We start from the raw sequence: 12,918 nt of genomic DNA on the forward strand, positions 1-12,918 counted from the left end.
AAGATGAATGCGAATTGGCGTTTCTGGATCGATCGCGGCGGCACCTTCACCGACATCGTCGCCCGCGCGCCCGACGGCGCGCTCAGGACCGGCAAGCTGCTGTCGGTCAATCCCGAGCAGTACGCCGACGCCGCTGTCGAGGGCGTCCGGCGGATGCTGGGCGCCGCGCCCGGCCCGCTGGCGGCGGGTCTGGTCGACGAGGTGCGCATGGGCACCACCGTCGCCACCAACGCCCTGCTCGAGCGCAAGGGCGAGCCGACCGTGCTGGCGATCACCGCCGGTTTCGGCGACGCCCTGCGGATCGGCTGGCAGGCCCGGCCCGACCTTTTCGCGCGCCACATCCGCCTGAACGACCAGCTTTACGACCGCGTGGTCGAGATCGACGAGCGCCTGACCGCAGATGGCGCCGTTGATCGTCCTCTGGATGAAGCGAAGGCGCGGGCGGATCTGACGGCGGCCCATGCGGCGGGCTTCCGCGCCGTGGCGATCGTCCTGGTCCACGGCTGGCGCTTTACCGATCACGAGCGACGCCTGGCCGAGATCGCGCGCGAGGTCGGCTTCAGCCAGATCTCGGTCAGCCATGAGGTCGGGGCGCTGATCAAGCTGATCGGACGCGGCGACACCACGGTGGCGGACGCCTATCTGTCGCCGATCCTGCGCGCCTATGTGGAGCGGGTCGGCGCCGATCTGGGCGCGGCGACGCCGCTGCAGTTCATGCAGTCCTCAGGCGGGCTGACGGCGGCCGACGCCTTCCGGGGCAAGGACGCCATCCTGTCGGGGCCCGCAGGCGGCGTGGTGGCGATGGCCGAGACGGCCAGGGCCGCCGGCTTCGACCGCGTCATCGGCTTCGACATGGGCGGCACCTCGACCGATGTGTCCCATTTCGCCGGGGATTATGAGCGGACCTCCGACGCCGTGGTCGCCGGGGTGCGCCTGCGCGCGCCGATGCTGAGCATCCACACCGTGGCGGCGGGCGGCGGCTCCATCTGCCGCTTCGACGGCGGGCGACTGCGAGTCGGGCCGGAATCGGCCGGCGCCTCGCCGGGACCGGCGGCCTATCGGCGCGGCGGGCCTCTGACGGTGACCGACTGCAACGTCATGATGGGCAAGCTCAGCCCCGACTTCTTCCCCGCCGTCTTCGGCCCGAACGCCGACCAGCCGCTGGACGCCGAGGCGGTGCGCGCGAAGTTCGAGGCCATGGCGGCCGAGGTCGAGGCCGCGACCGGCCGCCCCGTCACGCCCGGCGAACTGGCCGAGGGCTTCGTCACCATCGCCGTGCAGAACATGGCCGAGGCGATCCGCTCCATCTCAATTCAGCGCGGCTATGACGTCACCAAATATGTGCTGAACTGCTTCGGCGGCGCAGGGGGCCAGCACGCCTGCCTGGTGGCCGACGCCCTGGGCATGACCCAGGTGCTGCTGCACCCGTTCGCCGGGGTGCTGTCGGCCTACGGCATGGGCCTGGCCGAGGTGCGGGCCATCCGCCAGACCACTGTGGCCCTGCCCCTCTCGCCCGACGCCGACGCTGCCCTAGCCGAGCAGGTGAAAACGCTGACAAAAGCCGCGTCCGGCGATCTGACGGCGCAGGGCTTCTCCGCCGACGCCGTCTCGACCATCGCCCGCGCCGAGATCAAGTTCGCCGGGTCCGACACGCCCCTGACCGTGCCGTTCGGTCCGGCCGCCGACATGGCCGCCGCCTTCGAGCAGACGCACCGCCGCCGCTTCGGCTTCTTCGCCGAGGACAAAGCTCTGGTGGTCGAGACGCTGGAGGTCGAAGCCGTCGGCCGCTCGGACCAGACGCCGGACGCGCCCCCGGCGCCTGATGGCGGGGCCTCGACGCCCGAACCGGTCGCCGCCCTGACCGTCCGCATGGCGGGCGAGGATCGCCAGACGCCCGTCTACCGTCGTGAGGCGCTGAAGCCCGGCGCCCATGTCGACGGCCCCGCCATCCTGTTGGAAGACACCGGCACCACCGTCGTCGAACCCGGTTGGCGCGCCTCGGTCGATGCCGCGTCCAACCTGCTGCTGAAGCGTGTCGTCGCCCTGCCCGCCCGCACCGCCATCGGCACAGACGTCGATCCGATCATGCTGGAGGTGTTCAACAGCCGCTTCATGGCCTGCGCCGAACAGATGGGCGAGGCCCTGCGCGCCACCGCCTATTCGGTGAACATCAAGGAGCGTCTGGACTTCTCCTGCGCGGTCTTCGATGCGGGCGGGTCGCTGATCGCCAACGCCCCGCACATCCCGGTGCATCTGGGCTCGATGGGCGAAAGCATCCGCACCGTCATCGCCTCGCGCGGCGATCAGCGAGACAGTCGAGGCATGAAGGCGGGCGACGTCTACATGCTGAACGCGCCTTACAACGGCGGCACCCACCTGCCCGACATCACGGTCATCATGCCGGTGTTTCTGGACAGCGATGACGCCCCGGCCTTCTTCGTCGCGGCGCGCGGGCACCACGCCGACGTCGGCGGGATCACGCCCGGCTCCATGCCCGCCAACTCGCGCAGCGTGGACGACGAGGGCGTACTGATCGACGACTTCCTGCTGGTCGACGCCGGAAAGCTCTGCGAGGCCGAGACGCGGGCCCTGTTCGCCTCCGGTCCCTGGCCGTCGCGCAATGTCGATCAGAACCTGTCGGACCTGAAGGCCCAGGTCGCCGCCTGCACGCGCGGCGCTCAGGAGCTGATCCGCATGACCGGCGAGTTCGGCCGCGAGGTCGTCACCGCCTATATGGGCCACGTCCAGGACAACGCCGAAGAGGCCGTTCGCCGCGCCGTCGCCGCCCTGAAGCCCGGCGCCTTCGCCTATGAGATGGACGACGGCGCCGTCATCCGCGTCCGCATCGATGTGGACGCCGAGGCCCGCAGCGCGGTCGTCGACTTCACCGGAACCAGCGACCAGCTGCCGACCAACTTCAACGCCCCGCTGTCGATCGCGCGGGCGGCGACGCTCTATGTCTTCCGCACCCTGGTGGACGACGCCATTCCGCTGAACGAGGGCTGTCTGAAGCCGATCGAACTGATCGTGCCGGAAGGCTCGATGCTGAACCCGCGCTATCCCGCCGCCGTGGTGGCGGGCAACGTCGAGACCAGCCAGGCCGTGGTCGATGCGCTTTACGGCGCGCTGGGCGTTCTGGCCTCCAGCCAGGGGACGATGAACAACTTCACCTTCGGCGACAACGCGCGTCAGTATTACGAAACCATCGCCGGGGGATCGGGCGCCGGGCCTGACTTCGACGGAACCGCCGCCGTCCAGACCCATATGACCAACAGCCGCCTGACCGACCCCGAGGTGCTGGAGACGCGTTTCCCCGTGCTGCTGGAGGAATTCTCCATCCGACGCGGCTCGGGCGGCGAGGGCCTGCATCGCGGCGGCGACGGGGCCGTGCGGCGGATGCGTTTCCTGGAGCCGATGACGGCGGCCATCCTGTCCAACCACCGCCGCGTGCCGCCCTTCGGCGCGGACGGCGGCGAACCCGGCGCAGTCGGGATCAATCGGGTCGAGCGGGCCGACGGTCGGGTCGAGCCGTTGGGCGCCACGGCCGAGGTCGCTATGGCGCCCGGCGACGTCTTCGTCATCGAGACGCCTGGCGGCGGCGGCTTCGGCGCGAAAGACGCTTCCTGAGACGCCCGAACCGCGTAACCATTCGCTAGAAGTCCGTCTGGGGAGGGCGTGATCGAATGCTGGTGCTGCTAGGGATACTGATCGTGGTCGCGGGCTTTGTCGCCCGGATTAATCCGCTGATCGTCATTCTGGTCGCGGCCATCGCCACCGGAGTGCTGGCGGCGGTCGGGCCGGGCGTGGACGCACACGCGCTCTTGCAGGCCGGGATCGACACCATTGCGCGCTTTGGTCAGGCCTTTAACGACAACCGCTATTTCCACATCACCTGGCTGGTGCTGCCGGTGATCGGTCTGTTGGAGCGCGCGGGCCTGCAGGAGCGCGCGCGCGACCTGGTGACCAAGGTCAAGGCGGCGACCGCCGGACGGCTGATGCTGATCTATCTGCTGGTGCGCCAGGCGACCTCGGCGCTGGGCCTGACCTCTCTGGGCGGCCACCCGCAGATGGTCCGCCCGCTGATCGCACCGATGGCCGAGGGCGCGGCCGAGAGCGCCCACGGCGCCCTGACCGACAAGGCCCGCTTCCGCATTCGCGGCATGGCGGCGGGCACGGACAACATCGGCCTGTTCTTCGGCGAGGACATCTTCATCGCCATCGGCTCCATCGTTCTGATCGTCGGCTTCCTTGAGCAGGCGGGCATCCGCGTCGAGGCGTTGCACGTCTCCCTGTGGGCCATCCCCACGGCCATCGTCGCCTTCCTGGTCCACGGCGCGCGCCTGCTGATGTTCGATCGTCAGGTGAAGAAGGACATGGCCGCGCCCGGCGCATCCGCAGACGCGGAGGGCGGCCGATGATCACGCTGGAGCACGCCTATGTCGCGACCGGGCTGATGTTCGCGGCCTTCTCCATCCTCAGCCTGCGCGATCCGCACAATCCGACGCGCTTCCGCAGCGCCCTGTTCTGGGGGCTGATCGCCCTGTCCATGCTGTTCGGCTCCTGGCTGGGCGGTCTGGGCAACGGATTCCTGGTCATCGCCCTGGTCGTCATCGGCGCCTCGGGCAAGCTGGGCGTCGGCAAGCCCGCCACCACGACGCCGGAGCAGCGCCAGGCCAGCGCCGCCCGCTGGAAGAACGCCCTGTTCGTGCCCGCCCTGATGGTGCCCCTGGTCGCCGTCGGCGGCACCCTGCTGGCCAAGCACACGGCGGCCGGCGCCTGGCTGATCTCGCCGGTGCAGACCACGCTGATCTCGCTGGGGCTAGGCTGCGTCATCGCCCTGGTCGCCGCCATGGCCTGGTTCCGGCCGCCGGTCATGGCCCCGGTGCAGGAAGGCCGGCGCCTGATGGACTCCATCGGCTGGGCGGCGCTGCTGCCGCAGATGCTGGCGTCTCTGGGCGCGGTGTTCCTGGCCGCCGACGTGGGCCAGGTGGTCGGCGATCTGATCGCGCGGGTCATCCCCATGACCTCGGCCTTCATGGCGGTGTTCGCCTATTGCGCCGGCATGGCCCTGTTCACGATCATCATGGGCAACGCCTTCGCCGCCTTCCCGGTCATGACCGCCGCCATCGGCCTGCCCATCGTCGTGCATCAGTTCGGCGGCGATCCCGCCATCGTCTGCGCCATCGGCATGTTGGCCGGATTCTGCGGAACGCTGATGACGCCCATGGCCGCCAACTTCAACGTGGTGCCCGCCAATCTTCTGGAGCTGCCGGACCGCAACTCGCCCCTGAACGGGGTGATCCGCGCCCAGCTTCCCACGGCGATCGTCATGCTGTTCGCCAACATGCTGCTGATGTATTTCCTCGCTTTCCGGTTCGGATCATGACGCAAAGCCTCGACGCCGCTCTCGCCTCCCGCTTCGCCGCCACGGCCCTGGGCCATGTGACGCGCGAGTATCCCAACCACATCATGCATGTGCTGACCGGGCCTCAGGACGCCCGCACGCCGCGCGACATGCACCCGATCTTCTTCGGCAGCTTCGACTGGCACTCGTGCGTCCATGGCTGGTGGACCCTGTTCACCCTCTATCGCCTGCACCCCGACATGGCGGAGGCGCCCGCCATCCGCGCCCTGGCCGCCGAGTTGTTCACGCCGCAGAACGTCGCCGGAGAAGCCGCCTATCTGGCCCGGCCCGAAGCGCGCGGCTTCGAACGCCCCTACGGCTGGGCCTGGCTGCTGATGCTGGCGGCGGAACTGGAGCGGCACGAGACGGACGAAGGCCGCCGCTGGGCCCAGACCCTGCGCCCGCTGGCCCAGGTCTTCGCCGACCGCTTCAAGGCCTTCCTGCCTCTGGCCGACTATCCGGTGCGGACGGGCACCCACTACAACACCGCTTTCACCCTGCGGCTGACGCTGGACTATGCGGACGCCCACGACGCCGACCTGGCCGCCCTGTGCCGCGCCGCCGCCCTGCGCTGGCACGGCGAGGACCGCGACTGTCAGGCGTGGGAGCCGTCGCAGGACGAGTTCCTGTCGCCCGCCCTGATGGAGGCCGCCCTGATGCGGCGCGTCCTGTCCCCTGAGGCCTTCCGCGCCTGGTTCGACGCCTTCCTGCCGCGCCTTGGCGACGGCCGGCCCGCGACCCTGCTGAGCCCTGCCCGCGTCAGCGACCGCACCGACGGCAAGATCGCCCATCTGGACGGGCTGAATTTGAGCCGGGGCTGGTGCTGGCGCGAGATCGTCGCCGGACTACCCGCCGAAGACCCGCGCCGCGCGGTCGGTGCCGCAGCGACGGCGGTTCACCTGGACGCCGCCCTGCCCCACGTCACGGGCGACTATATGGGCGAGCACTGGCTGGCGAGCTTCGCCCTATTGGCCCTGCTGGCGGACTGAAAGGCTTCCAGAAAAAAAGGGGAATGGTAGGCGGCGACGGGTTCGAACCGCCGACCCTCTCGGTGTAAACGAGATGCTCTGACCAGCTGAGCTAGCCGCCCACATCACCCGACTCAATGTCGGGGACAGGCTTCATGCCCTGCGGCGGTCAGCCGTTCAAGGCGCTTTTCAAGCCCTCGCCGGGACGAAAGCGCGCGGTGCGCGAGGCGGGACGGGCGATTTCCTGGCCAGTCTGGGGGTTTCGGGCCACGCCCGCCTTGCGATCCACGGCGACGAAGCTGCCGAAGCCGACCAGCCGCACGTCGCGTCCCTGAACCAGCGAACCGGTCACCTGATCGGTGAAGGCTTCCAGGGCCAGCTTGGCCTGGTCGCGGCTGATGCCCGCCGCCTCGGCCATGCGGCCGATCAGTTCCGTCTTGGTCATGTCTGCGGCTCCCCTCTCGAACGAAGGGCGCACTTAAACGGCTGTCGGCGCGCAGGTCAAAAAAGAGGCGGTCCGAGTCGTCCCGAACCGCCTTCCTTCATCGGATCAGAGACCCGGCGTCAGTGGCTGACGCTGGCCCCCTCGCCCGCCGTCGGCGCCGGCGGCGTCGGGGTCATGGGCTCGGCCGCCTCGTCCCATTCGACGGGAGTCGGCGTGCCGGTCAGGGCCCACTTCAGCGCCTCGTCGGCAGTGGAGATCGGCACGATCTCGAGGGCGGCCTTCACGTTTTCCGGCACCTCCTCGAGGTCCTTCTCGTTCTCCTGCGGGATCAGGACGGTCTTCACGCCCGAGCGCAGGGCCGCCAGCAGCTTCTCCTTCAGACCGCCGATGGCCGTCACCCGGCCGCGCAGGGTGATCTCGCCGGTCATGGCGATGTCCTTGCGGATCGGGATGCCGGTCAGGACCGAGACCATGGCCACCGTCATGGCCACGCCGGCCGAGGGGCCGTCCTTGGGCGTGGCGCCGTCGGGAACGTGGACGTGGATGTCGGTCTTCTCGAACACCGGCGGCTTGACGCCGATGCTGAGGGCGCGGCTGCGGACGTAGGACGCCGCCGCCGAGATCGACTCCTTCATGACGTCCTTCAGGTTGCCGGTCACGGTCATGCGGCCGCGGCCCGGCATCTTCAGGGCCTCGATGGTCAGGATGTCGCCGCCGAACTCGGTCCAGGCCAGGCCGGTGACGATGCCGACCTGATCTTCGGAGTCCGTCTCGCCATAGCGGAACTTCTTCACGCCCGCGTATTCGGCCAGCTTGGCCGCATCCACGGTGATCGAGGCGGCCTTGGTCTTGGCCATCTCGCGCACCGCCTTGCGGGCCAGACCGCCCAGGGCGCGTTCCAGCGAACGGACGCCCGCTTCACGCGTGTAGTAGCGGATCAGGTCGCGGATCGTCTCGTCGGGGACGATCAGTTCGCCGTCCTTCAGGCCGTGGTCCTTGAGTTGCTTGGGCAGGACGTGGCGCTTGGCGATCTCGACCTTCTCATCCTCGGTGTAGCCGGAGACGCGGATGATCTCCATGCGGTCCAGCAGGGGCTGGGGCATGTTCAGACTGTTGGCCGTGGTGACGAACATCACCGGCGACAGGTCGTAGTCGACCTCCAGATAGTGATCGCCGAAGGTCGAGTTCTGGGCCGGGTCCAGCACTTCCAGCAGGGCCGAGGACGGGTCGCCGCGCCAGTCGGCGCCCAGTTTGTCGATCTCGTCCAGCAGGACGAAGGCGTTGGTCGTCTTCGCCTTCTTCATCGACTGGATGATCTTGCCGGGCATGGAGCCGATGTAGGTCCGGCGGTGGCCGCGGATCTCGGCCTCGTCACGCACGCCGCCCAGCGACATGCGGACGTATTCACGCCCCGTCGCCTTGGCGATGGACTGGGCCAGCGAGGTCTTGCCGACGCCCGGCGGACCGACCAGGCAGAGGATCGGCCCCTTCAGGCTGCCGGTACGCGCCTGGACGGCCAGATATTCGATGATCCGTTCCTTGACCTTCTCCAGACCGTAATGATCCTCTTCGAGGATGTCCTCGGCCTTCTGCAGGTCGATGGGCTTGGGCCGGGTCTTGGACCACGGGATCGACAGCAGCCAGTCGAGATAGTTGCGCACCACGGTCGATTCCGCCGACATCGGCGACATGTTGCGCAGCTTCTTCAGCTCCGCCTCGGCCTTGATGCGGGCCTCCTTGGACAGGCGCGTCTTCTTGATGCGCTTTTCCAGCTCCAGCAGTTCGTCGCGAGCGTCGTCGGTCTCGCCCAGCTCGCGCTGGATCGCCTTCATCTGCTCGTTCAGATAATATTCGCGCTGGGTCTTCTCCATCTGCCGCTTCACGCGGCTGCGGATCTTCTTCTCGACCTGCAGGACGCTGATCTCGCCTTCCATCAAGCCATAGACCTTCTCTAGCCGCGTCGGGATGACGACAGTTTCGAGCAGGGCCTGCTTGTCGGCGATCTTGACCGACAGATGGGCGGCGACCGAATCCGCCAGCTTGGACGGATCGGTGATCTGGGGGATGGCGCTGAGGGCCTCGGGCGGGACCTTCTTGTTCAGCTTCACATAGTTTTCGAACTGCTCGATCACGGCGCGCAGCAGGGCTTCGCTCTGCGACGGGTCGCCCGCCTCGTCCTCGATCTCGACGGCTTCGGCCTCGTAGTAGTCCTCACGGTCGGTGAAGCGGGTTAGGCGGGCGCGCGACTTGCCCTCGACCAGCACCTTCACGGTGCCGTCGGGCAGCTTCAGCAGTTGCAGCACCGTCGCCAGCACGCCGGTCGGATAGATGGCGTCCGTCGCCGGATCGTCGTCGACAGAGTTCTTCTGGGTGGCGAGCAGGATCTGCTTCTCGCCCTTCATGATCTCGTCGAGGGCGCGCACGGACTTCTCGCGCCCGACGAACAGGGGCACGACCATGTGCGGAAAGACGACGATGTCTCTCAGCGGCAGGACAGGGAGGATTTTGCTCTCGGTCATGATGCGTACTTTCCGGGGCCTTCGTGAATCTCCGGCCCGCCGATCCGATCCGACTTGGCGCGACTGCCGCCTCGTCTCGACTCGACCCGCTGTTTTCAGCGGCTTTCGTGTGAGTATGTGGTTCTGTCTGGACGCGGTTCAAGCGTGGCGGGCGCGCGGCCCACAGAAGCGTGAAAAAGCGTGTGATTTCAGCCGACCGCCCGAATAGTCCCTGAAACGATGAAGGGGCGGCCCGTGGCGAGCCGCCCCTTGTCTCTTGGATCGGACCGCAGCGTCAGGCGGCGCCGTCGGCCGTCTTCTTCTTGGTTTCCGAATAGATCAGCAGCGGCTGGGCCTTGCCCTCGATCACCTCGGCGTTGACCACGACTTCCTCGACGCCCTCATAGGTGGGCAGTTCGAACATGGTCTCCAGCAGCACGCCCTCCAGGATGGAGCGCAGGCCGCGGGCGCCGGTCTTGCGGGTGATCGCCTTCTTGGCCACCGCCGACAGGGCGTCGTCGGTGAAGGTCAGCGTCACATTCTCCATCTCGAACAGGCGCTTGTACTGCTTGACCAGGGCGTTCTTCGGCTCGGTCAGGATCTTGATCAGCGCGGTCTCGTCCAGGTCCTCCAGCGTCGCCAGGACCGGCAGACGGCCGATGAACTCGGGGATCAGGCCGAAGCGCATCAGGTCGTCAGGTTCGACCTGCTTGAGGATTTCGCCGGTGCGGCGCTCGTCGATCTCCTTGACCTTGGCGCCGAAGCCGATCGAGGCCCCCTCGCCGCGCGCCGAGATCACCTTCTCCAGGCCGGCGAAGGCGCCGCCGACGATGAACAGGATGTTGGCGGTGTCGACCTGCAGGAATTCCTGCTGCGGATGCTTGCGCCCGCCCTGCGGCGGCACGGAGGCGACGGTGCCTTCCATGATCTTCAGCAGGGCCTGCTGCACGCCCTCGCCCGACACGTCGCGGGTGATCGACGGGTTGTCCGACTTGCGCGAGATCTTGTCGATTTCGTCGATATAGACGATGCCGCGCTGGGCCCGCTCGACGTTGTAATCCGACGCCTGAAGCAGCTTCAGGATGATGTTCTCGACGTCCTCGCCCACATAACCGGCTTCGGTCAGGGTCGTGGCGTCGGCCATGGTGAACGGCACGTCGATGATGCGCGCCAGCGTCTGGGCCAGCAGCGTCTTGCCCGAGCCGGTCGGCCCGATCAGCATGATGTTCGACTTGGCCAGTTCGACGTCGTTGTTCTTCGTCGCGTGGTTCAGGCGCTTGTAGTGGTTATGGACGGCGACGCTCAGCACCTTCTTGGCGTGGGCCTGGCCGATCACATAATCGTCGAGGACGTCGCGGATCTCCTTGGGCGTGGGCACGCCGTCCTTGGAGGTCTTGAACGCGATCTTGTGCTCTTCGCGGATGATGTCCATGCACAGTTCGACGCATTCATCGCAGATGAAGACGGTCGGTCCGGCGATCAGCTTGCGGACTTCGTGCTGGCTCTTGCCGCAGAACGAGCAGTAGAGCGTGCTTTTGGCGTCTGTGCCGGCGGCTTTGGTCATAGACCCTTCTCACTATCCGCAATCCGCCCCGACATTGGGACGAAAGGCGCTTCCTTCACGATCGATCCAGGGAATCTATCATCGAAGGTCTTCAAAAAATGACAATCACCCATCACACGTTCCGCCACAACCCCGTTGCGGCGCTGCAACGCGCTTCGGGGAATGGACAGGACAGATAATATGGGGATCACGGCTAATGTCTGACATGGGAAGCGAAAAAGCCTTTCACCAGTCCCCCGCCCCCGGCCAGGCCATCGTCGCCTTCGATTTCGACGGCACCCTGACGATTCGCGACAGCTTCACCACCTTCCTGAAGTGGCGGGCCGGCCCTCTGCGCTGGCTTCAGGGGCTCGCGCGTCTGATCCCGGCCGTCTTCGCCTATCTGAGCGACAAGGATCGCGGCCGGATCAAGGTCGCCTCGGTGCGCGAATTCCTGACCGGCGTCGACCGCACGGCGCTGGAGGCCGAGGCCGAACGCTTCGCCCAGATCATCTGGCCGCGCTTCATGCGTCCCGACGCCCTGGCGACCTGGGAGGACTGGGGCCGTCGCGGCGCCCATCGCGTCATCGTCACCGCCTCGCCCGAAACCACCGTGGCCCCCTTCGCCCGCAGGCTGGGCGCCGAGAACCTGATCGGCACCCGCCTGGCCTTCGACGACCAGGATCAGGTGCTGGGCGCCTTCGTCGGCGGCAACTGCCGGGGCGAGGAGAAGATGCACCGCCTGCGCGCCGTCTATGGCGACGACATGGTGCTGACGGCCGCCTATGGCGACACCTCCGGCGACGCCCAGATGATCGCGGCGGCCGAGGAGAAGGGCTATCGCGTGTTCACCGCTCGTCCGTAAGCACGCCTAGGCGACCTGGCGGTCACGCCCCGCGCCCAGCCCCAGCACGACCAACAGGATGCACAAGGCGCCACACACCGCCAAGGCCGGAGGCCATGCATCAACGGCGTCGTGCAGGGCTCCAATCGCAATCGGGCCGCAGGCGGACATCAGATAGCCTACCGATTGGGTCATGCCTGAAAGTTGCGCGGTCTGTTCGGCCGAACGGCTTCGCAGGCCGATGAAAGCCAGGGCCAGGATGAAGGCTCCGCCGATGGCGAACCCGAACAGGGCGACCCAGATCATCGCCAGTCCCGGCGCGGCGTACAGACCCGCCAACGACATGAGGCCCAGCAGGGCGAAGCCTGTCGCCAACGCCCGCTGATCCTTCATCCGGCGCACCAGAGGAACCAGAACCAGACCCGGCGCCGCCGTGGCCAGTTGCATCACGCCGTGCAGGCCGCCCGCGACCTCCGGCGACATGCCGGCGCTCGTCAGGATCGACGGCAGCCAGGCCGCCACCGCGTAGTAGACGAAGGAGTTCACGCCGAAGAAGAGCGTCACCTGCCACGCCAGGCCCGACCGCCACACAGAGACTCCGCTCAGGCCCGTCGCCGCCTCGGCCCCCGGCGTGGAACGGCGTCGCAACTGCGGCGCCCAGACCAGAGCCGCCGTCAGCGGCAATACGATCAGCGCCGCCAGCGCCCACCGCCAGTCGAACGCCTGCGCCAGTGGGACCATCACCGCCGACGCCCCGGCCGAGGCCACGCCCATGATGACGGCGTAAAGGGTGGTCAGCTTGGTGATCTGATCGGGAAAATCCCGCTTCAACAGACTGGGCAGCAGCGTGTTGCCGATGGCGATGCCGGCGCCGAGCGCCGTCGACCCCAGATAAAGCGCCCACAACGGCCCGGCGGACCGGATCGCTACGCCCCCGATCATGGCGATCAGCGCCAGGAAGATCGCCCGCTCCAGGCCCGCCGCCCTGGCCAGTCGCGCCGCGAACGGCGAGACGACGAAGAAGGCCAGCAGCGGCAGGGTGATCAGGAAGCCCGCCTGGCTCGCTCCCAGGCCGAACGCCTGGCCGATATCGCCGAGCAACGGCCCCGCCCCCGTGAACGTCCCACGCAGGGTGCCGGCCACCAGCAGAACGCCGGCGATGATCCAGAATGGATGCAGGGAAGCACGCGAAGTCATGACAAGCCGCCGGGGAGAG

The 12,918-nt window shown here is 67.8% G+C and carries 9 protein-coding genes and 1 tRNA gene; 5 read left to right on the forward strand and 5 right to left on the reverse strand.

From position 1 onward, the window contains the following. Positions 1-3: 3 nt before the first annotated feature. The 4 genes from V8J38_RS11635 to V8J38_RS11650 are packed head-to-tail and all read left to right on the forward strand — an operon-like array spanning position 4 to position 6,393. Positions 4-3,627 carry a hydantoinase B/oxoprolinase family protein gene (locus V8J38_RS11635; protein WP_422388345.1) on the forward strand — a complete coding sequence of 1,208 codons (3,624 nt, stop codon included), beginning with the start codon at positions 4-6 and terminating at the stop codon, positions 3,625-3,627. Between the two features lie 56 nt (positions 3,628-3,683). Next, complete coding sequence (locus V8J38_RS11640) at positions 3,684-4,418, forward strand: DUF969 domain-containing protein (RefSeq protein WP_338575861.1); 735 nt, start codon at positions 3,684-3,686, stop codon at positions 4,416-4,418. Continuing rightward, entirely contained in the window at positions 4,415-5,386 is a 972-nt protein-coding gene (locus V8J38_RS11645; protein WP_338575863.1) for a DUF979 domain-containing protein, read from the forward strand. The genes V8J38_RS11640 and V8J38_RS11645 overlap by 4 nt, the downstream gene beginning before the upstream one ends. After that, the gene (locus tag V8J38_RS11650; RefSeq protein WP_338575865.1) at positions 5,383-6,393 is read left to right on the forward strand and encodes a DUF2891 domain-containing protein; all 1,011 of its coding nucleotides are present in this window, start codon (positions 5,383-5,385) and stop codon (positions 6,391-6,393) included. The genes V8J38_RS11645 and V8J38_RS11650 overlap by 4 nt, the downstream gene beginning before the upstream one ends. A 24-nt stretch (positions 6,394-6,417) precedes the next feature. On the opposite strand, the gene V8J38_RS11655 is transcribed toward V8J38_RS11650, so the two are convergent. The 4 genes from V8J38_RS11655 to clpX form a co-directional block, all read right to left on the reverse strand. Beyond that, positions 6,418-6,494: transfer RNA gene (locus tag V8J38_RS11655), tRNA-Val, on the reverse strand. A gap of 47 nt (positions 6,495-6,541) precedes the next feature. After that, positions 6,542-6,817, reverse strand: coding sequence for an HU family DNA-binding protein (locus V8J38_RS11660; protein ID WP_291781749.1), 276 nt, complete (start codon positions 6,815-6,817; stop codon positions 6,542-6,544). Positions 6,818-6,936: 119 nt separating this feature from the next. Next, a complete protein-coding gene (lon, locus tag V8J38_RS11665) occupies positions 6,937-9,336 on the reverse strand; it encodes an endopeptidase La (RefSeq protein WP_338575868.1) in 2,400 nt (799 codons plus the stop codon). Positions 9,337-9,610: 274 nt separating this feature from the next. Then, on the reverse strand, positions 9,611-10,879 hold the full coding sequence (gene clpX, locus V8J38_RS11670; protein WP_291781745.1) for an ATP-dependent Clp protease ATP-binding subunit ClpX: 1,269 nt from the start codon (positions 10,877-10,879) through the stop codon (positions 9,611-9,613). A gap of 205 nt (positions 10,880-11,084) precedes the next feature. On the opposite strand from clpX, the gene V8J38_RS11675 reads away from it, so the two are divergent. Further along, positions 11,085-11,723 (forward strand): HAD-IB family hydrolase, encoded by a 639-nt coding sequence (locus V8J38_RS11675; RefSeq protein ID WP_338575870.1) that lies wholly within the window; start codon positions 11,085-11,087, stop codon positions 11,721-11,723. A gap of 6 nt (positions 11,724-11,729) precedes the next feature. Here V8J38_RS11675 and V8J38_RS11680 read toward each other — a convergent pair whose 3' ends face one another. Further along, on the reverse strand, positions 11,730-12,899 hold the full coding sequence (locus V8J38_RS11680; RefSeq protein ID WP_338575871.1) for an MFS transporter: 1,170 nt from the start codon (positions 12,897-12,899) through the stop codon (positions 11,730-11,732). Positions 12,900-12,918: the final 19 nt, after the last annotated feature.

Origin of the sequence: Brevundimonas olei, from assembly GCF_037055245.1 — a bacterium.
GTDB lineage: Bacteria > Pseudomonadota > Alphaproteobacteria > Caulobacterales > Caulobacteraceae > Brevundimonas > Brevundimonas olei.